The organism is Streptomyces arenae, from assembly GCF_022343545.1.
GTDB lineage: Bacteria > Actinomycetota > Actinomycetes > Streptomycetales > Streptomycetaceae > Streptomyces > Streptomyces humi.
The window spans coordinates 165,151-190,824 of record NZ_JAKQYH010000097.1 but is presented as its reverse complement, the minus strand read 5'-3'; the positions used below and the strand labels follow the sequence as shown (position 1 = coordinate 190,824).

Annotated in this window: 22 protein-coding genes; 12 read left to right on the top strand and 10 right to left on the bottom strand. The window is 71.7% G+C overall.

All coding sequences use genetic code 11. The annotated features are described in order from the left end of the window. Positions 1 to 299: 299 nt before the first annotated feature. The 6 genes from MB828_RS46185 (at position 300) to MB828_RS46160 (ending at position 5,908) form a co-directional block, all read left to right on the top strand. Positions 300 to 1,154, top strand: a complete 855-nt coding sequence (locus MB828_RS46185) for a TraR/DksA C4-type zinc finger protein (protein WP_301653378.1) — start codon at positions 300 to 302, stop codon at positions 1,152 to 1,154. A 67-nt stretch (positions 1,155 to 1,221) separates the two neighbouring features. After that, on the top strand, positions 1,222 to 1,830 hold the full coding sequence (gene lspA / locus MB828_RS46180) for a signal peptidase II (protein WP_301653377.1): 609 nt from the start codon (positions 1,222 to 1,224) through the stop codon (positions 1,828 to 1,830). A 139-nt stretch (positions 1,831 to 1,969) separates the two neighbouring features. Beyond that, complete coding sequence (locus MB828_RS46175) at positions 1,970 to 2,914, top strand: RluA family pseudouridine synthase (RefSeq protein WP_133028274.1); 945 nt, start codon at positions 1,970 to 1,972, stop codon at positions 2,912 to 2,914. Further along, on the top strand, positions 2,911 to 3,381 hold the full coding sequence (locus MB828_RS46170) for a GNAT family N-acetyltransferase (protein ID WP_301653376.1): 471 nt from the start codon (positions 2,911 to 2,913) through the stop codon (positions 3,379 to 3,381). The genes MB828_RS46175 and MB828_RS46170 overlap by 4 nt, the downstream gene beginning before the upstream one ends. Positions 3,382 to 3,450: 69 nt before the next feature. Beyond that, on the top strand, positions 3,451 to 5,037 hold the full coding sequence (locus MB828_RS46165) for a Na+/H+ antiporter (RefSeq protein WP_133028276.1): 1,587 nt from the start codon (positions 3,451 to 3,453) through the stop codon (positions 5,035 to 5,037). 130 nt (positions 5,038 to 5,167) lie between these two features. Next, on the top strand, positions 5,168 to 5,908 hold the full coding sequence (locus MB828_RS46160) for an SDR family NAD(P)-dependent oxidoreductase (protein ID WP_301653375.1): 741 nt from the start codon (positions 5,168 to 5,170) through the stop codon (positions 5,906 to 5,908). A 42-nt stretch (positions 5,909 to 5,950) separates the two neighbouring features. On the opposite strand, the gene MB828_RS46155 is transcribed toward MB828_RS46160, so the two are convergent. Then, complete coding sequence (locus MB828_RS46155; RefSeq protein ID WP_301653435.1) at positions 5,951 to 7,087, bottom strand: mechanosensitive ion channel family protein; 1,137 nt, start codon at positions 7,085 to 7,087, stop codon at positions 5,951 to 5,953. 206 nt (positions 7,088 to 7,293) lie between these two features. On the opposite strand from MB828_RS46155, the gene MB828_RS46150 reads away from it, so the two are divergent. Further along, positions 7,294 to 7,863, top strand: coding sequence for a dienelactone hydrolase family protein (locus MB828_RS46150; protein WP_301653374.1), 570 nt, complete (start codon positions 7,294 to 7,296; stop codon positions 7,861 to 7,863). Between the two features lie 6 nt (positions 7,864 to 7,869). On the opposite strand, the gene MB828_RS46145 is transcribed toward MB828_RS46150, so the two are convergent. The 4 genes from MB828_RS46145 to MB828_RS46130 all read right to left on the bottom strand — a co-directional run bounded on the left by MB828_RS46145 (position 7,870) and on the right by MB828_RS46130 (position 12,682). Then, a complete protein-coding gene (locus MB828_RS46145; protein ID WP_301653373.1) occupies positions 7,870 to 9,543 on the bottom strand; it encodes an alkaline phosphatase D family protein in 1,674 nt (557 codons plus the stop codon). A gap of 103 nt (positions 9,544 to 9,646) precedes the next feature. Continuing rightward, on the bottom strand, positions 9,647 to 10,489 hold the full coding sequence (locus tag MB828_RS46140) for a thioredoxin domain-containing protein (protein ID WP_301653372.1): 843 nt from the start codon (positions 10,487 to 10,489) through the stop codon (positions 9,647 to 9,649). A 101-nt stretch (positions 10,490 to 10,590) separates the two neighbouring features. Continuing rightward, positions 10,591 to 11,289, bottom strand: a complete 699-nt coding sequence (locus MB828_RS46135; RefSeq protein ID WP_301653371.1) for a hypothetical protein — start codon at positions 11,287 to 11,289, stop codon at positions 10,591 to 10,593. A 67-nt stretch (positions 11,290 to 11,356) separates the two neighbouring features. Beyond that, complete coding sequence (locus tag MB828_RS46130; protein WP_133028282.1) at positions 11,357 to 12,682, bottom strand: DUF2252 domain-containing protein; 1,326 nt, start codon at positions 12,680 to 12,682, stop codon at positions 11,357 to 11,359. A gap of 183 nt (positions 12,683 to 12,865) precedes the next feature. Between MB828_RS46130 and dnaE the strand changes: the two genes are divergently transcribed. Then, complete coding sequence (dnaE, locus tag MB828_RS46125; protein WP_301653370.1) at positions 12,866 to 16,405, top strand: DNA polymerase III subunit alpha; 3,540 nt, start codon at positions 12,866 to 12,868, stop codon at positions 16,403 to 16,405. Between the two features lie 89 nt (positions 16,406 to 16,494). Here the strand turns inward: dnaE and MB828_RS46120 are convergent, their stop codons facing one another. Continuing rightward, positions 16,495 to 16,674 carry a hypothetical protein gene (locus tag MB828_RS46120; protein ID WP_046729551.1) on the bottom strand — a complete coding sequence of 60 codons (180 nt, stop codon included), beginning with the start codon at positions 16,672 to 16,674 and terminating at the stop codon, positions 16,495 to 16,497. 220 nt (positions 16,675 to 16,894) lie between these two features. On the opposite strand from MB828_RS46120, the gene MB828_RS46115 reads away from it, so the two are divergent. From MB828_RS46115 to MB828_RS46100, 4 genes are all read left to right on the top strand, one after another. Beyond that, positions 16,895 to 18,115, top strand: a complete 1,221-nt coding sequence (locus MB828_RS46115) for an NYN domain-containing protein (RefSeq protein ID WP_301653369.1) — start codon at positions 16,895 to 16,897, stop codon at positions 18,113 to 18,115. Positions 18,116 to 18,326: 211 nt separating this feature from the next. After that, the gene (locus MB828_RS46110) at positions 18,327 to 19,301 is read left to right on the top strand and encodes an ABC transporter ATP-binding protein (RefSeq protein ID WP_046729553.1); all 975 of its coding nucleotides are present in this window, start codon (positions 18,327 to 18,329) and stop codon (positions 19,299 to 19,301) included. A gap of 118 nt (positions 19,302 to 19,419) precedes the next feature. Beyond that, entirely contained in the window at positions 19,420 to 20,250 is an 831-nt protein-coding gene (locus MB828_RS46105) for an ABC transporter permease (RefSeq protein WP_301653368.1), read from the top strand. Positions 20,251 to 20,284: 34 nt separating this feature from the next. Beyond that, positions 20,285 to 20,950, top strand: coding sequence for a DUF2567 domain-containing protein (locus MB828_RS46100; protein WP_133028287.1), 666 nt, complete (start codon positions 20,285 to 20,287; stop codon positions 20,948 to 20,950). Between the two features lie 447 nt (positions 20,951 to 21,397). Here MB828_RS46100 and ybaK read toward each other — a convergent pair whose 3' ends face one another. The 4 genes from ybaK to MB828_RS46080 all read right to left on the bottom strand — a co-directional run bounded on the left by ybaK (position 21,398) and on the right by MB828_RS46080 (position 25,553). Further along, positions 21,398 to 21,904 (bottom strand): Cys-tRNA(Pro) deacylase, encoded by a 507-nt coding sequence (gene ybaK / locus MB828_RS46095; RefSeq protein WP_301653367.1) that lies wholly within the window; start codon positions 21,902 to 21,904, stop codon positions 21,398 to 21,400. A gap of 16 nt (positions 21,905 to 21,920) precedes the next feature. Continuing rightward, positions 21,921 to 22,661, bottom strand: coding sequence for an LON peptidase substrate-binding domain-containing protein (locus MB828_RS46090; RefSeq protein WP_133028289.1), 741 nt, complete (start codon positions 22,659 to 22,661; stop codon positions 21,921 to 21,923). Between the two features lie 11 nt (positions 22,662 to 22,672). Further along, on the bottom strand, positions 22,673 to 23,725 hold the full coding sequence (locus MB828_RS46085; RefSeq protein WP_301653366.1) for a hypothetical protein: 1,053 nt from the start codon (positions 23,723 to 23,725) through the stop codon (positions 22,673 to 22,675). Between the two features lie 250 nt (positions 23,726 to 23,975). After that, positions 23,976 to 25,553, bottom strand: coding sequence for an oxidoreductase (locus MB828_RS46080; RefSeq protein WP_301653365.1), 1,578 nt, complete (start codon positions 25,551 to 25,553; stop codon positions 23,976 to 23,978). Positions 25,554 to 25,674 lie beyond the last annotated feature (121 nt).

The window sequence follows — 25,674 nt, the reverse complement described above, 5'->3', positions numbered from 1 at the left end:
TCCGCCCAGTGTACGGCGCCGCACGGACAGCGGCCGACCCGATTTAGGGGCCCTGCCCGCGCGCGCCCGCGCGCCCGCCGGGATGACCCGAATGGTCTGGTACGCGTGTTCGCATCCTGGGATGTCCGGCTCGGCGGATTACCCGGTGGGGAGCTGGGCACAACGGATGCATACCTGCTGCGTGGGGGGTGCGGGGCAGGCGGATCGGGCGGCGTGCCCCGTTGCCGCGGGACTCGAGTCGATTTATCGTCCCAGCACGATTCGCGTGCAAGATCACAATATGTGAAGGGGCCGCGGCCATGGTGGCGAAGAAGACCGCCGTTCAGCAGTCGGCGTCCGGCCGGTCCACAGGCGCGACCGCCTCCGAGCCGGGTGGGAAGAGCCCCGCCAGGAAGACGGCCGCGAAGAAGACGGCCGCGAGGAAGACGCCGGTGAAGAAGGCGACGGCCGGGAAGGCTTCCGGCAAGGACGCGGCGGACCGGACGGCCGTGAAGGCGGCTGAGACGGCGGCTGAGAAACCGGCCGCGGCCGAGCACGTCGCGGAGAAGTCGGGGAAGTCGGGGAGGGGCGCGTCCAGGACCGCGGCGACGAAGACCGCGGCGAAGAGCACGGCCAAGAAGAGCACGGCCAAGAAAGCGGGCGCGGCGCGGGCCGCGAAGCAGACGGGAGCCACGACGGTGGTTGCGAAGAAGACCCCTGGCACGGCCACTGCGGCGGAGACCGCCGTTCCCAAGGCCCGGGTCGCCACGGCGGCGCCGGGCGAGCTCGCGGTGCGTCCGGGCGAGGACCCCTGGACGCCCGAGGAGGTCGCCGAGGCGCGCACGGAGCTGATGACCGAGGCGGTGCGGCTGCGCGCCGAGATCGAGGCCTCCGAGAGCGCCCTGGCCGGCCTGATGCGGGACTCCGGGGACGGCGCCGGTGACGACGACGCCGACACCGGCACCAAGAACATCACGCGCGAGCACGAGCTGGCGCTGGCCGCCAACGCGCGCGAGATGCTCGAACAGACCGAGCTGGCCCTGCAGAAGCTGGACGCCGGTACCTACGGACTCTGCGAGAACTGCGGGAACCCCATCGGGAAGGCCCGGATGCAGGCCTTCCCGAGGGCCACCCTGTGCGTGGAGTGCAAGCAGAAGCAGGAACGCCGCTACTGAGCACGGGGGGCGCGTGGGGCGTGCCGTAGTCTCGTCCCGAGGCAGGCACCTAGGTTGAGGGACTCACGTGGCAGAGGCGGAGCGCATCATCGGTACGCCGGACACCCCGGACGACGGCGGCGAGCGGACGGCGACGCCCGGCCCGGCCGGCCCGGATCAGCAGCCGGCCCCGGACGGACGACGGCCCGGGCGCGGGCGCCGGATCGCCGTGCTGTTCGCGGTGGCCGCCTTCGCGTACGCCATCGACCTGGTCAGCAAGATGATCGTGGTCGCCAAGCTGGAGCACCACGCGCCGATCGAGGTCATCGGCGACTGGCTGGAGTTCCACGCGATCCGCAACCCGGGCGCCGCCTTCGGGTTCGGCGGTGCCTTCACGATCATCTTCACCCTGATCGCGGCGGCCGTGATCGTCGTCATCTTCCGCCTGGCCCGCAAGCTCTACAGCTTCCCCTGGGCGGTCGCCCTGGGCCTGCTGCTGGGCGGCGCGCTCGGCAACCTCACCGACCGGATCTTCCGCTCGCCGGGGGTCTTCGAGGGCCAGGTCGTGGACTTCATCGCACCCAGGGGCTTCGCGGTGTTCAACCTGGCCGACTCGGCGATCGTCTGCGGCGGCGTCCTGATCGTGCTGCTGTCCTTCCGGGGCCTGGACCCGGACGGGACCGTGCACAAGGACTGACCGGTGCACAAGGACCGACCGGTGCACAAGGACCGGCCGGTGCACAAGGACCGGCCGGGGCACTAGGACCGACCGGGGCCGGGGCGTGCCGTACGGGCTTGCGTACGAGGCTGTCGGTGCGGTCCGGCATACTCGACGGGTGAGCACGCTTCCCGAGATCCGTACCCTGCCCGTGCCCGACGGCCTGGAGGGCGAGCGCGTCGACGCCGCCATCTCCCGCATGTTCGGCTTCTCCCGCACCAAGGCGGCCGAACTGGCCGCGGCGGGCAAGGTCCAGGTGGACGGCTCGGTGGTCGGCAAGTCCGAGCGGGTGCGCGGCGGGGCCTGGCTGGAGGTCGAGATGCCGGGGGCGCCCGCGCCCGTGCAGATCGTCGCGGAACCCGTCGAGGGCATGGAGATCGTGCACGACGACGACGACGTGGTCGTGATCGTCAAGCCCGTCGGCGTGGCCGCGCACCCCTCTCCCGGCTGGACGGGGCCGACCGTGATCGGCGGTCTGGCGGCGGCCGGCTACCGGATCTCCACCTCCGGCGCCGCCGAGCGCCAGGGCATCGTGCACCGCCTCGACGTCGGCACCTCGGGCCTGATGGTGGTCGCCAAGTCGGAGCGGGCCTACACGTCCCTGAAGCGCCAGTTCAAGGAGCGCACGGTGGACAAGCGCTACCACACGCTGGTGCAGGGCCACCCCGACCCGACCAGCGGCACCATCGACGCCCCCATCGGCCGCCACCCCCAGCACGACTACAAGTGGGCGGTCACGGCCGACGGCAAGCCCTCGGTGACCCACTACGACCTCATCGAGGCGTTCCGCGCGGCCTCCCTGCTCGACGTGAAGCTGGAGACCGGCCGCACCCACCAGATCCGCGTCCACATGGCCGCCCACCGCCACCCCTGCGTCGGCGACCTCACCTACGGCGCCGACCCGACCCTCGCCAAGCGGCTGCACCTGACCCGCCAGTGGCTGCACGCGGTCCGCCTCGGCTTCGAGCACCCCGGGGACGGCGAGTGGGCCGAGTTCGCCAGCGACTACCCGGCCGACCTGCAGAAGGCGCTGGAGCAGGTCCGTGAGGAGACGTACGGATGAGCACCCGCGGCTACCAGGTGCGGGTCGCCGAGGACCCCGCCGACCTGGAGGCGTGCTTCGCGGTGCGCAAGCAGGTCTTCGTCGTCGAACAGGGCGTACCGCAGGACCTGGAGTACGACGCCCACGACGCCACGGCCCTGCACGTGCTGGCGGTCGACGCGGACGGCCTACCGCTCGGCACCGGCAGGCTGCTGTACGGCGAGACGGCCGCGGAGAAGACCGGCGGGGACCCGTCCCTCGGCTCCCTGGGCCGGCTCGCGGTCCACGCGCGGGCCCGTGGCCTCGGCGTCGGCGTGGCCCTGGTCCGGGCCATCGAGGAGGCCGCACGCGCGCGTGGCCTGACCGCGGTCGACCTGCACGCGCAGACCCACGCACTGGGCTTCTACGAACGGCTGGGGTACCTGCCGTACGGCCCGGAGTACGAGGAGGCGGGCATTCCGCACCAGGGGATGCGCCGCGCGCTGTAGGCGGGCTTCGGGGGCGACATGGCAGGCTTGAGGCCTGCCGTGTGATCGTCGACTCCCGGAGCGCAAGCCGTGGATCAGCTGGCCCTGTTGTTCGTGCTGCTGCTCGGGGCCCTGGTGAGCGTCCCGGTCGGGGACCGGCTGGGCCTGCCGGCACCCGTGCTGATGACACTGTTCGGGATCGTCCTCGCGGTCGCCGACTTCGTGCCGAACGTGAACATCCCGCCCGAGCTGATCCTGCCCGGCCTGCTGCCGCCGCTGCTCTACGCCGCCGTCCGGCGCACCTCCTGGCGGCAGTTCGCGGCCAACAAACGGCCGATCTTCCTGCTCGCGGTGGCCCTGGTGTTCCTCACCACGCTGTGCGTGGCGGCCGTCGCGAGCGCCATCGTGCCCGGACTGCCGATCGCCGCGGCGGTCGCGCTGGGCGCGCTGGTCGCCCCGCCCGACCCGGTCGCCGCGACCGCCGTCGCCGGGCAGCTCGGGCTGCCGCGCCGGCTGGTGTCCATCCTGGAGGGCGAGGGACTCTTCAACGACGTCACGGCCATCGTGCTCTACCACGTGGCGATCGCCGCCGTGATCAGCGGGACGTTCTCGCCCTGGCGGGCCGGGCTGGACTTCCTGCTGTCCGCCGTCGTCGCGGTCGCCGTGGGACTGGCGCTCGGCTGGGGCGCGAACAAGCTGATGGACGTGCTCGGCGACGCGACGCTCCAGATCGGCCTGACCCTGCTCGTCCCGTACGTCTCCTACGTCGTCGCCGAGGAACTGCACGGCTCCGGGGTGCTCGCGGTGCTCACCACCGCGCTGTTCATCGCCGAGTACGCCACCGACGCCGACGACGTGATGACCCGGCTCGCCGGATACACCTTCTGGGACATCGTCGACACGCTCGTCACCGGCGTGGCGTTCGGGCTGATCGGCCTGGAGCTGCACAACGCGATCCGTACGGCGTCCGGCCGCTGGGGCGAACTGCTCGGCTGGGCGGCCGCCGTCGTGGGCGTGGTCGTCGTCGTACGGCTGCTCTGGCTGCTGCCGGCGACCTGGCTGACCAAGCGGCTGCACGCCCGGCGGGACTACGACGAGGAGATCCCGACCAGCTGGCGGGAGACGGTCGTGATGTGGTGGTCCGGGATGCGCGGGGTGGCGTCCGTGGCGCTGGCGCTGGCCATTCCGCTGAGGACCGACGACGGGTCTCCCTTCCCCGACCGGGACGAGATCGTCTTCATCGCCTTCGGGGTGATCATGGCGACGCTGGTGCTCCAGGGGCTGACGCTGCCGTGGCTGGTGAAGCGGCTGGGAGTGCGGGCCGACACCGAGCACGAGAAGGAGATCGAGAAGGAGCTGGCGCTGCGGGCGGCGAAGGCGGCACGGCGGCGGCTGAGGGAGATCGAGCAGGTCGAGGAGCTGCCGGAGGAACTCTCCGAGCAGATGCTGCGGCGCGCCTTCGAGATCGGGTTCCGGATCAGTCCCGACGTGGCGGAGGACGAGCGGCGGGAGGGCCACGACAGGCGGGTGCGGCGGCTCAAGCGGGTCCGGCGGATCCAGTCGGAGATGCTGAGCGCGGCGCGCCACGAGGTGCTGGCGGCACGCAGCGAGCCGGGGGCGGACCCGGAGATCGTCGACCGGGTGCTACGCCACCTGGACGTCCGGAGCCTGCGCTGACCTCCGGCCCGCCCCGAGGCAGCGCCCGCCTGCGCGCCGCTCGCCTGCGCACATGGCGCCAGTCATACAAACGTATGGCGGCTGTGGATATCCGAAGGCAGCGTCGGCCTCCCGCTCGTAGTCTCGGATCATGGCTCGGAACATTGTGATCAGTGGTGGAGGAACAGGTATCGGACTGGCGGCGGCGCGGGTGTTCGCGGCCGACGGGGATCGGGTGCTGCTGCTCGGGCGGCGCAGAGAGGTGCTGGAGAAGGCGGGAGTGCCGGGTGCGGTCGTGCGGGCCGCCGACCTGACCGACCCGGCCGACGTACGCGGCGTGGCGCGGTTCGTCGCCGAGGAGTTCGGAACCGTGGACGTGCTGGTCCACAGTGCCGGAGGGAACGCGGCGTTCGCGCCCGACGCCGGGGCCGGTGATCCGCTCGATGCCGTCGCCCGCGTCTGGAGCGGCAACTTCCGGCAGAACACGCTGTCCGCGGTGCTGCTCACCGAGGCCCTGAAGGACCGGCTCGCCGACCCGGGCGGGCGGGTGCTGTTCCTCAGCTCCATCGCGGCGTTCCGGGGCTCGGGCACCGGTTCGTACGCCGCGGCCAAGGCGGCCCTGCACCCCTACGCCCACGACCTGGCCAGAGAGCTGGGGCCGCGCGGGGTGACCGTGAACGTGGTCGCGCCCGGGTACGTCGAGGACACCGAGTTCTTCGGCGGCCCCGTCGAGGAGGCACGGCGGGAGCGGCTCGTCGCCGAGACGTCGACCGGGCGGGCCGGCGTACCGGGTGACGTCGCCGCCACCCTGCACTGGCTGGCGTCCCCCGTCGCCGGCCACATCACCTCCCAGATCGTCCAGGTCAACGGCGGCGCCGAGCGCGGCCACTGACCGGGCCGAGAGCGCGGTCAGCGGCCTGGACGCGGGGCGCGGTCAGCGGCCGGGGCGCGGGGTGGGGTCGGCGGCGACCGGGGCGGTGCGGTGGTGCAGCCGGTGGCCCTGGGTCACGCCGTCCTGGGTGGGGATGATCCCGCCCGGCGGCAGGACCGCGTCGGCCGTGTTGACCCGGGGCAGGGCGTACGGGTGCTCGGCGGCCAGCCAGGTGATCATCTGCTCGCGGACGGCGACCCGGGCCGTCCAGACGTCGTCGGAGTCCTTGGCGGTCACCAGGGCGCGCACCTGGATGGTGTTGGGCGTGGAGTCGGTGACCACCAGGCCGTAGGCCCGCCCGTCCCAGGCAGGGCACTCGCGCAGGATGTCCCGGAGCCGGTCCCGCATCGCCTCGATCGGCGCCGAGTGGTCGAGGTGCCAGTAGACGATCCCGGTCATCTCCGGGGTGCCCCGCGACCAGTTCTCGAAGGGTTTGGAGGTGAAGTACGACACCGGCATCGTGATCCGGCGCTCGTCCCAGGTCCGTACCGTCAGAAAGGTGAGGGTGATCTCCTCGACCGTGCCCCACTCGCCGTCGACCACGACCGTGTCACCGATGCGCACCATGTCACCGAAGGCGATCTGCAGCCCCGCGAACATGTTGCTCAGGGTGGACTGCGCCGCCACACCGGCGACGATGCCGACGATTCCGGCGGAGGCCAGCAGCGAGGCGCCGGCCGCGCGCATCGCCGGGAAGGTCAGCAGCATCGCCGCCGCGGCCACCACACCGACGATCGCCGTCACCACGCGCATGATCAGCGACACCTGGGTGCGCACCCGGCGCACCCGGGCCGCGTCGTGGTGGACGCGGGCGTAGCGCGAGTACGAGGTCTCCACGACCGCGGCCGCTATGCGCACCACCAGCCAGGCGGTCGACCCGATCAGCACCAGGCTCAGTATCTGTCCCACGGCCCCCCGGTGCCCCAGGAGCACCTCGGCCTGGTCGTAGGAACCTCTGAGCATGGCCGAGCACAGCACCAGCTGGTAGGGGACACGGCCACGGCGCAGCAGTCCCCACAGCGGTGTCTCGCTGTGCCGCGCGTCAGCCTTGCGCAGCAGTAGGTCGGTCGCCCAGCCGATCAGCAGGGTGAGGACGACGGCGCCGCCGACCACGATCAGCGGGCGGAGTACGTTCTCCATCTCCATGGCTCCGAACGTAACCGGATCTACGGGGTCCTGAACATGTTGGACGGTGAGAAGGACGTCACTGCATGGCCGGCACCGGTCGGTGGGACCCGGTCACGAGCCCGGTGCGAGCCCGGTCACGAGGCCGGTCCGAGCCTGGTGCGAGGCCGGTCCGACCGCGGTGGGACGGGGCTGTCGGCGGCGGCTGGCACCATGGGCGCATGAACATCATGCTCTTTCACTCGACCTACGGCCTCAGGCCCGCGGTGCGCGACGCGGCGGACCGGCTGCGTGCCGCCGGGCACGAGGTGTGGACGCCGGACCTCTTCGAGGGGCGCACGTTCGACACCGTCGAGGAGGGCAGGGAGTTCAACGAGTCGATCGGCAAGGAGGAACTGCTGAAGCGGGCCGTGCTGGCGGCGGCGCCGTACTCGGAGCGCGGTCTGGTGTACGCCGGGTTCTCGCTGGGCGCGGCGGTCGCGCAGACGCTGGCACTGGGCGACGAGCGGGCCCGTGGGCTGCTGCTTCTGCACGGCACGTCGGACATCGCGGCCAACGCCACGGTGGACGGCCTCCCGGTACAGCTGCACGTGGCCGAGCCGGACGCCTTCGAGCCGGACGACTGGCTGAGCGCCTGGTATCTGCAGATGGGCCGGGTCGGCGCCGACGTGGAGATCCACCGGTACGTGGGCGCCGGGCACCTCTACACCGATCCCGGGCTGCCGGACTACGACGAGGAGGCCGCCGAGGCCACCTGGCGGGTGGCGCTCGGCTTCCTCGACTCGCTGTAGGCGGGCCTACACCGGGTCGTAGGTGCGCTCGACCTTCTGGGTACCGCTGCGGGTGCGGTACGACCGCTCCCAGGACGAGGTCGCGTCGGCCTTCGTCTTGTCGGAGAGGACGTAGTAGTCCATCTGCGCCCGGGCGGGGGTGATGTCCAGGATGCCGTAGCCGTGCCGGTCGGTGTCGACCCAGTGGACGTGCCGGTTGGCCAGCTGGATGACCGGCGCGGCGAGCGTGGAGACGGCGCCGGGGGAGACCTTGAGGAGGTCGTCCAGGTTGTCCGAGGTCACCGAGGTGACCACGAACTCGGTGGCGGCGGAGGCGGACAGCGGATAGGTCCCGGCGTCCACCGGCACGTCGTTGGCCCACGCCATGTGGATGTCGCCGGTGAGGAACACCGTGTTGCCGATCGCGTTGGAGCGCAGGTGGGCCAGCAGCTCGCGGCGGTCGTCGGTGTAGCCGTCCCACTGGTCGGTGTTGAGGGCGAGGCCGTCCTGGGGCAGACCCAGCAGCTTGGCGAGCGGCTTGAGCAGGTCGGCGGAGAGCGAGCCGATGGCGAACGGCGAGATCATCACCGAGTTGCCGACCAGCCGCCAGGTGGTGTCGGAGGCCTTCAGACCGGCCTTCAGCCAGTCGAGCTGGGCCCGGCCGGTGATGGTGCGGTCCGGGTCGTCGACCGAGCCGCTGCCCGTGGACACCTGCTGGGAGCGGAAGGAGCGCAGGTCGAGCAGGGAGAGGTCGGCGAGCTTGCCGAAGCGCAGCCGGCGGTAGGTGGTGCCGGCGATGGCCGGGCGGACCGGCATCCACTCGAAGTAGGCCTGCTTGGCGGCGGCCTGACGGGCCGCCCAGGTGCCCTCGGCGCCCTCGGTGTGGTTCTCGGCGCCCCCGGACCAGGAGTCGTTGGCGAACTCGTGGTCGTCCCAGATCGCGATGACCGGCGCCTTGGCGTGCAGGGCCTGCAGATCGGGGTCGGTCTTGTACTTGCCGTGCCGTATGCGGTAGTCGGCGAGCGTGAGGATCTCGTGGGTGGGCGCGTGTTGCCGGACCACGGTGTCGCGGGTGCCGTACTCGCCGGTGCCGTACTCGTAGATGTAGTCGCCCAGGTGCAGCCAGGCGTCCAGGTCGCCCCGGGCGGCCAGGTGGCGGTACGAGGCGAAGTAGCCGGCCTCCCAGTTGGCGCAGGAGACCACGCCGAAGCGCAGACCGGTGACGGTGGCGTCGGCCGCCGGGGCGGTGCGGGTGCGGGCCACCGGGGAGTCCGTGCCGCCGGCCGAGAACCGGAACCAGTAGTCGGTGGCCGGGGCCAGGCCGCGGACGTCGGCCTTGACGGTGTGGTCGGAACCGGCGGTCGCGGTGACGGAGCCGCGGGAGACGACGTTCGTCAGCGCCCGGTCGGTGGCGACGATCCAGCTGACCTCGGTGTCCGGGCCGATCCCGGAGCCGGGTACGGCGTCGGCGGCCGGGGTCACCCGGGTCCACAGCAGGATGCCGTCGGGCAGCGGGTCGCCGGAGGCGGTGCCGTGCAGGAAGGCCGGGGTGTCCGAGGCGGCCCGGGCCGGCAGCGCGGCGACGAGCGGGGCGGCCAGAACAGCGGTCGCCGCCGCGGCCTTGACGACCGTACGGCGGCGGGGGGCGAGGGATTCGGCACCCTCGGAGGCCTGAGTTGTTGCTCTGTATCGACTGGTCACGTCCGGAGAGGTTACTGACCGGTACGACCAAGAGCAGGCGAACCGGGGAAAGTTCGCCTGCTCTTCACGCGGAGCGGGAGATTCCGCCCGTGTCAGGCCGGTCTCAGGCCTTGAGGGCCGCGTCCACCAGGGAGTTGAAGGACTCGACCGTCATCGGCGGGTTGCCGCTGGAGTCCGCCGTCAGGATCTTGCCGTTCATGACGAAGCTCGGGGTGCCCGTCACGCCGTCCTTGTTGGTGTCCCAGGTCTTCGACATGGCCAGCGCCCAGGCGTCGTACTTGCCCGACTTGACGTCCGCCTGGAAGGACTTGTTGTTCTTCAGGGCCGGGACGGTGTCGGCGACCTCGATGAGGTAGCTGTCGTTCTTGAACTTGTCGGTGGTCTCGTCCGGGTGCCACTTCTTCGAGTACAGCGCGGTCTTGTACTCCAGGAAGGCCTCGTCGCTGACGTTCAGCGCGGCGCCCATGGCGGCCATGGCGCTCTTGGAGCCCTCGCCGCGCGAGCCGATCTTGCCCTTGCCGAGCGAGTCGCCGTCGAGGAACGTGCCGCCGATGTACTGGATCTTGTACTTGCCGTCGTCGATGTCCTTCTTCACCGTCGGGCCGACGGTCTGCTCGAACTGGGCGCAGATCGGGCAGCGCGGGTCCTCGTAGACCTTGAGGGTCTTCTTGGCGCTCGCCTTGCCGATGACGACGGTGGTGCCGTTGGTGCCCGTGGTGTTGGCCGGGGCGACGACCTTCTCGTCCTTCACGGCCTCCCAGTGACTGGGCTTGTTCGACTGGACGACCGCGTAACCTATGCCGCCCGCCGCGGCCAGCACGGCCACGACCGAGCAGGCCACGATGACCTGCCGCTTGACCTTCGCGCGCTTGGCCTGCTTCTCGCGCTCGACGCGCAGCCGCTCCCGGGCCGCGGTCTTGGCAGCCGCGCTGTTCCGCTTGCTCATGTTGGTGATCTCCATAGACGACGCGCACATGTCGTACGCGGGATACGTGTGGGGGACTCGTCGTGCTCGGACGAGAGGGCGTGCTCGGGAGGCAGGGGCGCTCAGGCGCAGGAGAAAGGCAGCGCGAGCGCCCCGGAGCACGGCGGTCCACGCCGTCCCAGGGAGTGCACGAGGACCAGCTCGCGGGCGGCGGCCGTCCGCGGCGCCGGACGCGGCAGCCGTCGTACCGGAGCCAGCCGGACCGCGCCCGCGGCGACCGCGAGGAGCAGCGGGCGGAAGGTGGTGGCGGCGACCGCGCGCAGCAGCTGGGTCAGGGCACGCTCGCCCCGGCGCAGCCAGGCGGCGGCGAGCAGGCCCACACAGACGTGCGCGGCGAGCAGCAGCCAGGCGGCGGCGGGGTCGGCGTGCGCGAGGACCGCGGAGGCGCGGGAGCCGCCGGCCATCTGCGCCAGCGGGGTGCCCACCGTGCCGCCGTGACACAGCACGTCGAAGCCGACGGCGCGCAGCGGGCCGGCGATGGGGCCGCCGGCCCGGCCGTAACAGGCGTGCTGGCCGGTGGTGAACACCGTGTCCGCGGCCAGCTCCAGCGGGATCAGCAGGGCGGCGATCCGGCCGAACCCGCGCTCGCGGCCCGCCAGCGCGTACGCCGTGCAGAACACCCCGGCGGCGACCGCGCCCACCGTGGTGACCGGCAGCGGGGCCCGGGACAGCAGCACGTGCGACGCGGTGCTGAGCGTCACGACGAACGCCGTGAACAGCGCCGCGCGCACGGCTCTGAGCTGGGTCCCGGATATGTCCATAGCGGTGGAGAGTCTGTCACGTAGTCATGTAGGGGACCCCTAAAAGGGCCCTGTGAATCCGCGAAGGTTACAGCCCTGGAATGCGGCCGTTGCGGAAGAGGTCGACGAAGGTCTGGTGGTCGGCGCGGGCTCGGGCGCCGTAGGTGTGGGCGAAGTCGGTCAGCAGGGGGGCGAAGCCGTCCTCGTCGGCGGCGATCGCGGCGTCGATGGCGCGCTCGGTGGAGAACGGCACCAGGGATTCGCCGGACTGGTCGTCGGCCGCCGAGTGCATGGACGCCGTGGCCCGGCCGAGGTCCGCGACGACCGCCGCGATCTCCTCCGGGTCGTCGAGGTCGCTCCAGTCCAGGTCCACCGCGTACGGGGACACCTCGGCGACCAGCTGCCCCGCGCCGTCCAGCTCGGTCCAGCCCAGCCACGGGTCGGCGTGCGCCTGCAGGGCGCGCTGGGAGATGACCGTGCGGTGGCCCTCGTGCCGGAAGTAGTCCCGGATCGCCTGGTCCGTGACGTGCCGGGAGACGGCCGGGGTCTGGGCCTGCTTGATGTAGATCACCACGTCGTTCTCCAGGGCGTCCGTGGAGCCCTCCAGGAGGATGTTGTACGAGGGCAGGCCGGCCGAGCCGATGCCGATGCCGCGACGGCCGACCACGTCCTTCACGCGGTAGGAGTCCGGGCGGGACAGGGACGCCTCCGGGAGGGTCTCCAGGTAGCCGTCGAAGGCCGCGAGGACCTTGTAGCGGGTGGCCGCGTCCAGCTCGATGGAGCCGCCGCCGGAGGCGAAGCGGCGCTCGTAGTCCCGGATCTCCGTCATCGAGTCCAGCAGCTCGAAACGGGTCAGCGAGCGGGCCGCGCGCAGGGCGCCGAGCAGCGGGCCCTCGGCGGTGTCCAGGGTGAACGGCGGCACCTCGTCGCTCTTGGCGCCGGTGGCCAGCGCGCGGATCCGCTCGCGGTAGGCGGCCGCGTACACCTCGACCAGGTCGGTGATCTGCTCGTCGCTGAGCGCCTTCGCGTACCCGATCAGCGCTATGGAGGCGGCGAAGCGCTTCAGGTCCCAGGTGAAGGGGCCGACGTAGGCCTCGTCGAAGTCGTTGACGTTGAAGACCAGGCGGCCGTTGGAGTCCATGTACGTGCCGAAGTTCTCCGCGTGCAGATCGCCGTGGATCCACACGCGCGAGGTGCGCTCGTCCAGGTAGGGGCCGCCGCGCCGGTCGGTGTCCAGGTCGTGGTAGAAGAGCCCCGCCGTACCGCGGTAGAAGGCGAAGGCCGAGGCCGCCATCTTCCGGAACTTCACGCGGAACGCGGCTGGGTCGGCGGCCAGGAGCTCGCCGAAGGCGGTGTCGAAAACGGCGAGGATCTCCTCGCCGCGCTGCTCGTCGTTGAGCGGGTGGACCGACATCGCTGGGTGCCTCCTGGTGCATGACGTGTACGACAGCCGTATCTGCCGTACCCAACGCTCGAAGGTACGTGGGAGTGCCCGGCTCGTGTCAGTCCCGGGGCATAGACTTCGACGCTGTCCCCCCAGACTGTCCGCAGCCGGTCGGAAGATCGTAGACGCCTGTTCCTTTTGGAGGCAGAAACCGTGTCGAAGCCGCCCTTCACGCACCTGCACGTCCACACCCAGTACTCGCTGCTGGACGGTGCCGCGCGGCTGAAGGACATGTTCAACGCCTGCAACGAGATGGGCATGACGCACATCGCCATGTCCGACCACGGCAACCTGCACGGGGCGTACGACTTCTTCCACAGCGCGCAGAAGGCCGGGGTCACCCCGATCATCGGGATCGAGGCGTACGTCGCCCCCGAGTCCCGGCGCAACAAGCGCAAGATCCAGTGGGGCCAGCCGCACCAGAAGCGGGACGACGTCTCCGGTTCCGGTGGTTACACCCACAAGACTATGTGGGCGGTGAACAAGACCGGCCTGCACAACCTCTTCAAGCTCTCCTCCGACGCCTACGCCGAGGGCTGGCTGCAGAAGTGGCCCCGGATGGACAAGGAGACCATCTCCCAGTGGTCCGAGGGGATCGTCGCCTCCACCGGCTGCCCCTCCGGCGAGCTCCAGACCCGGCTGCGGCTCGGCCAGTACGACGAGGCACTGAAGGCGGCCGCCGACTACCAGGACATCTTCGGCAAGGACCGCTACTTCCTGGAGCTGATGGACCACGGCATCGAGATCGAGCACCGGGTCCGCGACGGCCTCCTGGAGATCGGCAAGAAGCTCGGCATCCCGCCGCTGGTGACCAACGACTCGCACTACACGTACGCGCACGAGGCGACCGCCCACGACGCCCTGCTGTGCATCCAGACCGGCAAGAACCTCTCCGACCCGGACCGCTTCAAGTTCGACGGCACCGGCTACTACCTGAAGTCCACCGAGGAGATGTACGCCGTCGACTCCTCGGACGCCTGGCAGGAGGGCTGCGCCAACACCCTCCTGATCGCCGAGATGGTCGACACCACGGGCATGTTCGAGAAGCGCGACCTCATGCCCAAGTTCGACATCCCGGAGGGCTACACCGAGGTCTCCTGGTTCAAGGAGGAGGTCCGCCGGGGCATGGACCGCCGTTTCCCCGGCGGTGTCCCGGAGGACCGGCAGAAGCAGGTCGAGTACGAGATGGACGTCATCATCCAGATGGGGTTCCCGGGCTACTTCCTGGTCGTCGCCGACTTCATCATGTGGGCCAAGAACAACGGCATCGCGGTGGGCCCCGGCCGTGGCTCCGCGGCCGGCTCGATCGTCGCGTACGCCATGGGCATCACCGACCTCGACCCGATCCCGCACGGCCTGATCTTCGAGCGGTTCCTGAACCCCGAGCGCGTCTCCATGCCCGATGTCGACATCGACTTCGACGAGCGTCGGCGCGTCGAGGTGATCAGGTACGTGACCGAGAAGTACGGCGCCGACAAGGTCGCCATGATCGGCACCTACGGCAAGATCAAGGCCAAGAACGCGATCAAGGACTCCGCGCGCGTGCTGGGCTACCCGTACGCCATGGGTGACCGCCTCACCAAGGCGATGCCCGCCGACGTCCTCGGCAAGGGCATCGACCTCGACGGCATCACCAACCCCTCGCACCCGCGGTACAACGAGGCGGGCGAGATCCGCGGGATGTACGAGAACGAGCCGGACGTGAAGAAGGTCATCGACACCGCCAAGGGCGTCGAGGGCCTGGTGCGGCAGATGGGCGTGCACGCGGCCGGCGTGATCATGTCCAGCGAGCCCATCGTCGACCACGCCCCGATCTGGGTGCGGCACACGGACGGCGTGACCATCACGCAGTGGGACTACCCGCAGTGCGAGTCGCTCGGCCTGCTGAAGATGGACTTCCTCGGCCTGCGCAACCTGACGATCATGGACGACGCCGTCAAGATGGTGAAGTCCAACAAGGGCATCGACCTCGACCTGCTGTCCCTGCCCCTGGACGACCCGAAGACCTTCGAACTCCTCCAGCGCGGCGACACCCTGGGCGTCTTCCAGTTCGACGGCGGCCCCATGCGCTCCCTGCTGCGCCTGATGAAGCCCGACAACTTCGAAGACATCTCCGCCGTGTCGGCGCTCTACCGTCCGGGCCCGATGGGCATGGACTCGCACACGAACTACGCGCTGCGCAAGAACAAGCTCCAGGAGATCACCCCGATCCACAAGGAGCTGGAGGAGCCCCTGGAAGAGGTCCTGGCCGTCACCTACGGCCTGATCGTCTACCAGGAGCAGGTGCAGAAGGCCGCCCAGATCATCGCCGGCTACTCGCTCGGCGAGGCCGACATCCTGCGCCGCGTGATGGGCAAGAAGAAGCCCGAGGAGCTGGCGAAGAACTTCACCATCTTCCAGGCCGGTGCCCGCAAGAACGGCTACAGCGACGAGGCCATCCAGGCGCTGTGGGACGTGCTGGTCCCGTTCGCCGGGTACGCGTTCAACAAGGCGCACTCCGCCGCGTACGGCCTGGTCTCGTACTGGACCGCCTATCTGAAGGCGAACCACCCCGCCGAGTACATGGCGGGCCTGCTCACCTCGGTCAAGGACGACAAGGACAAGTCGGCCGTCTACCTCAACGAGTGCCGGCGCATGGGCATCAAGGTGCTCCCGCCGAACGTCAACGAGTCGGTGCACAACTTCGCCGCGCAGGGCGACGACGTGATCCTCTTCGGCCTGGAGGCCGTCCGCAACGTCGGTACGAACGTGGTGGAGTCGATCATCCGGAGCCGCAAGGCCAAGGGCAAGTACAGCTCCTTCCCCGACTACCTCGACAAGGTCGAGGCGGTCGCCTGCAACAAGCGCACCACGGAATCGCTGATCAAGGCGGGCGCCTTCGACTCCCTGGGGCACACCCGCAAGGGCCTCACCGCGCACTTCGACTCGATGATCGACAACGTGGTGGCGGTCAAGCGCAAGGAGGCCGAGGGGCAGTTCGACCTGTTCGGCGGGATGGGCGAGGAGGAGAGCGACGAACCCGGCTTCGGGCTGGACGTCGTCTTCACCGACGAGGAGTGGGACAAGACCTATCTGCTCGCCCAGGAGCGCGAGATGCTCGGTCTGTACGTCTCCGACCACCCGCTCTTCGGGCTGGAGCACGTGCTCTCCGACAAGGCCGACGCGGGCATCGCCCAGCTGACCGGCGGCGAGCACGCCGACGGCGCCGTGGTGACGATCGGCGGCATCATCTCGGGCCTCCAGCGCAAGATGACCAAGCAGGGCAACGCCTGGGCGATCGCCACCGTGGAGGACCTCGCGGGCTCCATCGAGTGCATGTTCTTCCCGGCGAGCTACCAGCTGATCTCGACGCAACTCGTCGAGGACGCGGTGGTGTTCGTCAAGGGCCGCCTCGACAAGCGCGAGGACGTGCCGCGGCTGGTCGGCATGGAGCTGACGGTGCCCGACCTCTCCAACGCCGGTACCAACGCGCCCGTGATCCTCACCATCCCGGCCACCCGGGTCACCCCGCCGATGGTCAGCCGGCTCGGCGAGATCCTCAGCCACCACAAGGGCGACAGCGAGGTCCGGATCAAGCTCCAGGGTCCGACCAAGACGACGGTGCTGCGCCTCGACCGGCACCGGGTGAAGCCGGATCCGGCGCTGTTCGGCGACCTGAAGGTGCTGCTCGGCCCGTCCTGCCTGGCCGGCTGAGACGGATGGCGGAAGGGGCGCACCCGGATCGGGTGCGCCCCTTCTGTGTGCCTGGGCCGCAACAGCCCTGTGGGACCGGGTCGGTCCGCTCAGTTGTGGCCGAAGCGCTTCTGCTGCTTACGGGCAACATCCGCGGGGCTGCCCTGGATGTGCGACACCGGGGAGTCATGGGACTCCGTCGACGTGCGCTGCGCGTGCTCGTGGGCCTGCTCGGCCTGGGACGCGCGGTTCTGCGAGCCACCCTGCTTGCGGTTCTTGTTCTTGGCCATGGTGATCTGCCTCCTGTGGGGGATCTAGGGGCCGAATTCAGATTCACATAGGCTGACAACAGACGCATTTCGGATAATTACCGTGCGTAACAGGGTTTGTCGGAGAGCGAGGCCCCGAAACGCCACGCCGAAGATCGAGTTCGGGCCGTTAACCCCCGCGCCGTCGGGCAGACTCGAAGGAAGCCCCGAAGGCAAACCTCCCGGAAAGAGGGTGAGTCGCGTGGACCGCTGCATCGTCCTGGTGGACGCCGGGTATCTGCTGGGTGCCGCCGCCAGTCTCCTCGCCGGTGAGCCCTCCCGGTCCCGGATCACCGTCGACCACGCCGCGCTGATCCAGGCGCTGCGCGAGCGCGCGGAGTCCGAAACCGAGCGTCCACTGCTGCGCATCTACTGGTTCGACGGCGCCCCCGACCGCGTCCCCCAGCCGGAACACCGCAGGCTGCGGGTGATGCCCCGGGTGACCGTGCGGCTGGGCGCCCTGACCCGCAGCGACGGCCGCTGGGCCCAGAAGGGCGTGGACGCGGCCATGCACGCCGAGCTGACCGAGCTCGCCCGCAACCGCGCCTGCTCGGACATCGTGCTGGTGACCGGTGACGGGGATCTGCTGCCGGGCATGATGGCCGCCAAGGAGCACGGCGTCGCCGTGCACCTGTGGGCCGTGCAGGCCGCCGACGGCGACTACAACCAGTCCGAGGACCTGGTCGCGGAGGCCGACGAGCGGCGCGTCCTGGACCGGGCGTGGATCACCCAGGCGGTCCGGGCCAAGGAACTGACCGCGGTCTGCGCGCCGGCGCCGGTGCCGCGGCCGGAGATCGCCGCGATCCTCTCCGCGCCGCTGCCGGAGTCGGCGCTGGCCGCCGCCCCCGAGGCCGGCGTCCAGGAGGGGAAGCACGCGCCCGCGGTGAGCGTGGCCGAGAACGGCGCGCAGGAGAGGGTGCCGGCCCCGAAGGGGGTGCCCACCCCGAAGGACCTCGCGGCGCTGCGGGCGCCCGGCGCGCAGCCGGTGCACCCCGCGACCACGGCCACGCTGCGGTGGTCGTCCGACAAGGGGTGGGTGGACCGGCCGGGGGTCGTCGCGGAGCCGGCGGAGGCGGCCTCCATGCCCACGCTGGCCCAGCTGACCACGGCGGAGCAGCGGTGGGCCGACCGGGAGGAGGACATCACGACCGTCGGCGGGGACCCGTACGAGGTCGGGCAGGTGTTCGCCCGGCGGTGGATCTCGCGGCTCGGGGACCAGAGCCACCTCCAGCGGCTGTCCGGGATGTATCCGCGGATCCCGCACCGGATCGACGGGGAGTTGCTGCGGTACGCGGCCCGGTTCGGGCTGCTCGCGCACAAGGACGACCAGATCGACGAGAACGACCGGTACGCCATTCGGGCGGGGTTCTGGCGGGAGTTCGACGTGCCGGCGGGGGCCGGGGAGCACGCGTCGGCGGAGTGACGGGGGAGGGCTGCGGTGCTGACTCCGGCTGCGGGCGGGTGGGGGCTGGTCGCGGCGTTCCTCCTCCGGCCTCCGGCGCCCTGACGGGGCGCTGTCCCTCGCGGAGTCACGAGCTGAGGTGCCCCAAAGGCGAGTAAACGGGGTTGACCCCGTACTCTCGTGCCTTGTGAGTACGGGCGTGGGTCGGGCACTTCGGCAGCAGAGTGATGTCGTGTGTGCCGTGCGTGGGCTGACCAAGACCTACGCCGCGGTCAAAGGGCGGCGGGGGGCTCCCGGCGTGCCCGAGGTGCGGGCCACCGACGGGGTGGAGCTGGACGTCCGGCGCGGTGAGATCTTCGGACTGCTCGGGCCGAACGGGGCCGGCAAGTCGACCCTCGTACGGCAGCTCACCGGGCTGCTGCGGCCGGACTCGGGCGGTGTCGAGATCCTCGGGCACGACATCGTGCGGCACCCGGAGCGGGCCGCGCGGATCCTCGCGTACCTGGGACAGGAGTCCAGCGCCCTCGACGAACTGACCGTCTCCCTCGCCGCCGAGACCACCGGGCGGCTGCGGGGCCTCGACGCACGGCAGGCGCGCGGCGAGCGCGACGCGGTGCTGGAGGAGCTGGGTCTGACGCCGATCGCCGGGCGGGCGCTCAAGAAGCTCTCCGGCGGGCAGCGGCGGCTGGCCTGCTTCGCCGCCGCGCTGGTCGGGGAGCGGCCGCTGCTCGTGCTGGACGAGCCCACGACCGGGATGGACCCCGTGGCCCGGCGGGCCGTGTGGGCCGCCGTCGACCGGCGGCGTGCCGAACGGGGCACGACCGTCGTCCTGGTCACCCACAACGTGATCGAGGCGGAGACGGTCCTCGACCGGGTCGCGGTCCTGGACCAGGGCCGGGTCATCGCCTGTGACACGCCGGCCGGGCTCAAGGAACGGGTCGCCGGCGAGGTGCGGGTGGAGCTGGTGTGGCGGGACCGGGCGCCGTTGGACGTGCCCGAGGTGGCCGTCCTGCGGGAGCGGGCCGTCGAGTCCGGCCGGCGCTGGACGCTGCGGCTCGCGCCCGAGGAGGCCCGGGCCGCCGTCGCCACGGTGACCGGCGGGGCCGCCTTCGCCGCGCTCGACGACTTCACCCTCGCCACGCCGAGCCTGGAGGACGTGTACCTGGCGCTGGGCGGCGCGGCACGGCAGGGGCTGGTGAAGGCGTGAACGTGGACGCGGGAGTGAACGCCGGCACGGCCGGGCCCGTACGGGAGGGCGCGGCGGCCGTACGTGCCGTGGACGCCGTCCCGGTTGCCGTTGCCGTTGGGAAGAGGAGCAGCGCGACGTGAGTGTCGTACCCGCGGAGGTCCTGCCGGGCGGTGCCCTGGGCGTGGAGGGGACTGCGCCGGGCGGTGGCGCGGCGGCGGAGCTGGGGCCGCGTGCCCGGCTGTGGCCCTCGCTGGCGGCCGTCTACCGGGCGCAGCTGTCCCGCGCCCGGGTGGCGCGTATCCCGCTGCTGTTCGTCGCGACCTTCCAGTCCGTCGGCATCATGATCATGATGCGTGGGGTGGTGGACAGCCGGGGCGAGGCCCAGTCCGTGGTGGCCGGTTCCTCGGTGGTCGTCGTCGCCTATGTGGCCCTGAACCTGCTGGCGCAGTACTTCGGGCAGCTGCGGGCGAGCGGCGGGCTCGACCACTACGCGACGCTGCCGGTGCCGCCGGCCTCCGTGGTGCTCGGGGCCGCCGCCGCGTACGCCTCCTTCACGGTGCCGGGGACGCTGGTGACGGCGGTCTTCGGGTGTGTGCTGTTCGGGCTGCCGCTGGGGAACCTGTGGATCCTCGTCGCGGTGATCCCGCTCGCCGGCGCCGCCCTGGCCGGGCTCGGCGCCGCCTGCGGGCTGCTCGCGCCGCGGCCCGAACTCGCCACGCTGCTCGGTCAGCTGGGCATGTCGGCGGCGCTGCTGCTGGGGGTGCTGCCGCCGGACCGGATGCCGGGGGTCATCCGCTTCGCGCGCGACCTGCTGCCCTCGACGTACGGTGTCGAGGCCTACGCCCGGACCTTCGGGGCCCACCCGGACTGGGCCGTCGTCCTCGCTGACCTGGGTGTGTGCGCCGGGGTCGGCGTGGTGTCGCTGGCCGTCGCGACCTGGGCGTACCGCAGGGCCGCCGTCCGGTGACGCGCCGCGCAGGGCGACCTGGCACGATGTCAGGGTGACCGCACCGTTGACGCCGCCTCCGCCGCCGCACGACCAGCCCTCGCACCAGGCCTGGCAGGCGCCGCCGCCTGCCGGGGAGGCCGCGGACGGGTCGGGCGAGTACGGACAGGACGGTCCCGGGATGAAGACGGAACTGCGGGAGGCCGCGGTCGTCGCGGTCGTGCTGGCGGTCAGCGGTGTGCTGCTGGGGCTGCTGTGGCAGTGGCTGGCGCCGCACGTGCCGCTGGTCGGGGACCAGTCGGCCAAGGGCTGGGCGGTCTACCTCAAGGACACCGAGGGCGAGCAGGCGGCCGGTGTGGACGGCACGTTCACGCTGCTGGCGCTGGCCTTCGGGGCGGTGAGCGCGGTGGCGGTCTTCCTGTGGCGGCGGCGTGGGGGTGTGCCGCTGGTGGTGGCGCTGGGTGTGGGGGGACTGCTCGCGTCGCTGCTGGCGTGGCGGGTGGGGATGTGGCTGGGGCCGGAGCAGGACGTGATCGCCCATGCCAAGGCCGTGGGAAAGGGTGTGACGTTCTCGGCGCCGCTGAAGCTCGGGGCGAAGGGGGCGTTGCTGGCGTGGTCGCTGGCGGCGTTGCTGGTGCACCTGGGGCTGACGGCGCTGTTCGGTCCCCGCGACCCCGAGCTCCCTTACGAGGACGGTCCGCACGCGATTCCACCGGCGTAGCGTTTCATCGCCCCCGCCGCCCCTACCCGTCCCGTCCTCCAGGGGGGTGCCCCCTTCGACCCCCTCCCAGGGGCTGCCGCCCCCGGACCCCCGCACCGGCCTGAACGGCCTCGTCCGCAAACGCCGGACGGGCTGAAAGACGCGCGTGGGCTCACGCTGGGCGGGCTAAAGAGGCGTGCGGGCGCTCGCTGGGCGGGCTGAAAGAGGCGGGTGGGGTCACGTCGGCGGGCTGAAGGGTGCTTGCGGGCGTGTGGAGTCACGTCGGGTGGGCTGAAAGGGGCTTGACGGGCGTGTGGGCGCTCGCTGGGTGGGCTGAAAGGGGCGGGTGGGGTCAGGCTGGGCGGTGGCCGTGGTTGGAGCGGCCTTTTTTGGTGCGCCACTTTCGTTTTCGGGTTTTCTTCGACATGTCTTCCGTACTTAACCCAGGACGGCGACCGCGTCGAGGGGTCACGCACGTCCGATCGGCGCCAGGGTCGCGCCGGTGAGCGCTGCCAGGGACGCCGGGGCGAGTTCGACCTCCAGGCCGCGCCGGCCGGCCGAGACGCAGATCGTGGCGTGGGACGACGCCGACGCGTCCAGCACCGTGGTGAGCCGCCTGCGCTGACCGAGCGGCGAGATACCGCCCCGGACATAGCCCGTCGTGCGTTCGGCCAGCGCCGGGTCCGCCATCGCCGCGCGCTTCCCGCCCACCGCCGAGGCCAGGGCCTTGAGGTCCAGGGTGCCCGCCACCGGGACCACCGCCACCGTGAGCGTGCCGTCCACGTCGGCGACCAGCGTCTTGAAGACCCGGTCCGGGGACACGCCCATCGCCTCCGCCGCCTCCTCGCCGTAGGACGGGTGGGAGGGGTCGTGGTCGTAGGCGTGGACGGTGAAGTCCACGCCCGCCGCGGTCAGCGCCACCGTCGCCGGGGTGCCGCCCGCGGACTGCTGTTTCTTGTTCGGCTTCTTCGGCATGTCGCAGGTCCCCGGCTCAGTTCAGGCTCGTCGGCGTCCGCGTCAGCTCCGCCGCGGGCAGTGACGGCAGGTTACGGATGATCGCCGTCTCGGCGCGAAGGAGTTTCAGCTCGTCACGGAGGCGGGACGCGGTGTCGGGGGCCTGGAGGAGACGCTGCTTGGTCGGCGTGTCGTGCATCAGCGCCGCCGCCACCAGGTAGGAGACGACGGACGGCTCGTCCGGAAGCTCGATGCCCGCGGTCAGTGAGCGCTCGCGCGCCCCGGCCAGCCGTTTCTGGTACTGGCGGAAGGCCCGCAGCACCCCCTCGGCCAGCGCGCCCGCCCCGTCGCCCGGGTCCTCCGACAGCTCCTCCAGCTCCGCGGTCAGGAACGGCCCCGAGGTGTCCACGGACAGCAACCGCACCCGGTTCGTCCCCGTCGCCAGCACCTCGAACGTGCCGTTCGCCCGCTCCCGGATCGTCGCCGCGTCGGCCACACAGCCCACCCGGTGGAAGGACTTGAGGGGGTCGGGGCCGAAGCCCGCCGCCGGGCCCCGGTCGGGCTGGGCCGTCGGGTCGGGCATGCCCGGTGCGCTGGGCGCCACCTCGTGGCCGTCGCGGATCGCCACGACGGCGAACCGGCGCGGTTCCTCCTCGGGTGTCTTCAGCAGGTCGCGCATCATGGCGCGATAGCGCTCCTCGAAGATGTTCAGCGGCAGCACGAGCCCCGGGAACAGCACCGAGTTCAGCGGGAAGAGGGGAAGACGGACGGTGGTCACGGCGCCACAGCCTAGTGGTCATCGGCGGTGACGTGTCCGCCGTGCTCGGTCCGTGGGCGCCCGGTGCTCCTCGGGGAGGGGACCGTTCCGGCCTCGAGGAGCGGTTCCGTCCCGGCCAGCAGGTCGGCGCGGAGCCGTACGAAGTGGCCCAGCGGGTCGTCGGACAGCCGGTCCCACGGGAAGGACGTGACGTACGGGCCGATCAGGTGCAGCTGGGTGCGGGCGGCCTCCCAGCGCTCCAGGCGGACCAGCAGGTACATCAGTTTGTTGCGGACCTCGGCCGGCCACAGGTCGGCCGCCGGGAACCGGGCGGAGAGGGCGATCGCCCGGTCGGCCGCCGCGTCCAGCCGGGTCCGGGGCACCTCGGGGCCGCAGTCGTCGGTGAGGTAGGCGAAGGCCGCGCGGGCCGGCAGGGCCTGGACGAGCGAGTCGGCCGGGGCGTCCTGGGCGGCGAGGTCGGCGAAGTCGAAGCATTCGTGGTGCGAGCCGTGCCAGTAGGTGGCCAGGTAGCGCAGGGCCGCCACATGGCAGCCGTAGTGGTGCGGGGCGCGCCGGACCGCCGCCTCCCACAGCTCCTCGAAGTACCGGTGACCGGCGTTCGACCCCCGGGCGTGGTCCAGCGCGATCCGCCACGGCACCGGGTCCCGGTCGTCGCCCCTGGCGGCGGCCGTGATCACGGGATTCACCGCGCGTAGCATCTCTGCGCGGGCCGGGGAGTCCCAGGCGTGGTCCACCGCAAGCTGGGCCCGCAGCACGAGCAGGTCGGGATCCTGCGGAGCGGCCGCGTGCCAGTCGTCCAGCCACTCCACGCGGGAGCGGGCGAAGAGGGCCAGCCGGTGGACGTACCGGTCCCGCGCCTCCCAGTCGGCGGCGGCCCGGGTGCCGGCGAGCAGCGCCGCGGCCGGGCCGTACGCACCCTGACCGGCCGCGACCAGAGCCGGAGCGAGCCGGTCGTCGGGCACGTCGAGGAGCACCTCGTCCTCGGCCGGGAACGGGCCGTGGGCGGGGCGCGGAGTGGGTCTTGCCGTCCGTGCGGAGCGGAACAGCGCGCGCAGCGAAGCCATGGTTCCGCCATTGAAAGTCCGCAGGTCCGGCCCGCGCCAGACCGTCACGGCAACTCCACGAAAGTTGTACGTTTCAAAGTCAAGGACGGGTAAAAGGTGACTGCTGCTCATCTGCGGGGTCGCTGTCCGTCACCGGTACGGCGCCGTACCCGGAGTCCGGCCACGGCAGGCGCAGCCACGGCAGGCGCGGCTACGGCGGGCGCGGCTACGGCGGGCGCGGCTACGGCGGGCGCGGCCATGGCGGGCGCGGCTACCCCCGGCGCAGCAGCCGCGTCGCCCCCGCCGCCACCGTCGTCGCCAGCACCCAGCCCAGCAGGATCATCACGGCCGCCGCCCACTGCCAGCCGCCGCTGAGCCGCCACTGGCCCGCCTGCCCCAGGTCGATCACCGGCAGCAGCAGGTCGAGGACGAACAGCGCGGGGTCCCACACCGGGTGGCCGCCGGCACTCATCGGCGGATGCGGGGCGTGCGCGAAGGCGAGCGTGCCGGCCGCCCACAGCACGGCCATCCACACCGCGGCCCGGCCCGGCCGGTAGCCGTAGGCCACCGTCAGGTCCTGGGCGTACCCCCACAGCTTGGCGGCCAGCGGCAGCGTCTCGCGGCGCCGGCGCTGCTTGGCGAGCAGCACCTCGCGCGCGTCCTCGTCCTCGCCGGCCGCCCGCAGCACGGCCGCGAGCCGCTCGTAGGGCTCCGGGTTGTACTCGGCGGTCGCCGCCGCCACCCAGCCGAGCCGCCGGGTCAGCGGGAACGGCCCCTGCGGCACCAGGTTTTCATAGGCGAACCCGCCCATGTGCAGCCGCCCCGGCCCCGGCCAGCTCGCCGCCCGGTCCACCAGGTTGACCACCCGGGCGCCGGACAGCAGCACCCCGCCCCGCTGCGGCTCCTCACCGAGGAACCGCAGCTCCGGCGCCTGCACCCGGCGCAGCGACAGCTGCTGGTCGTCCGTGAAGGCGAACCGGGCCCGCTCCAGGTCGACGGCGTCCCCGAACCGCCCGTCGTCCAGCCGGATCCCGCCCCGGCACTCGAACCGCTGGATGCGGGTCCCGCGCGCCGGGGTGGTGCCGCTCTGCCAGGGGCCGCCCACCCCGGCCGGGGTCAGGTACAGGGTGCGGCCGACGGTCAGCTGGGGCGCGTTGAGGGCGAACCGCCCGCCGGGGTTGAGCAGCCGGGCGCCCCGCAGGCTCAGCGAGACGCCCACCTTGGCGCTGCGCAGGCTCAGCTCGCCGTGCGACTCCAGCAGATCTGCCTGGAGGTCCTGGCCCACGGTCATGCCGTCCGCCGCGATCGACCGGCCGCTGCGGTCCCGGTACACCACCGCCTGGTTCAGCAGCAGATCGGTGCCGATGTGCGCGTCGGTGAGCCGGACCCCGCCGAGGAAGCGGCAGCGCGGCAGATGCAGGTCACCCTCCGTGCGCACGCGGGCGGCCTCCAGGCGCGGTGCCGCGCAGTCCACGAACCGCGCGGTGGTGAAGTGCGCCTCCGGCAGCAGCACCTCGTCGTCGAACCGGCAGCCGCGCAGCTCCACGTACGGCAGGACCGTGCCGCCCGCCAGGTCCAGCGTGCCGCTGACCCGTACGCCGGTCAGCTTCAGCGCGGCCACCCGGCCCGCGAGGGCCGGCGGCCCGTCGAGCAGCAGCCAGCAGACGATCCGGGCCCGCACGGTCCGCTCCGGACCCCACGGGTGGCCGCCGTGCGGATCGTCCACCCGCGCGTCCCCGCTGCTCAGGTCGTACACGCTGCCGTTGCGGAACGCCTGCCACATACCGGCCTCGGCGGCGGTCAGATCGTCCGGCAGTTCCCCGTCCCGGACGTCGTCCCCCTCGGTCACGGCTCTTCCTTCTTCCTCAGCTACTCGTGAGTCATGTGGTCCCAGCGGTGATGCCCGGTGCGTCACGCTTCGAACACAGGAGGTGAAGGTGATCTTCCGGGTTCAGGCCAGGCTATGTACC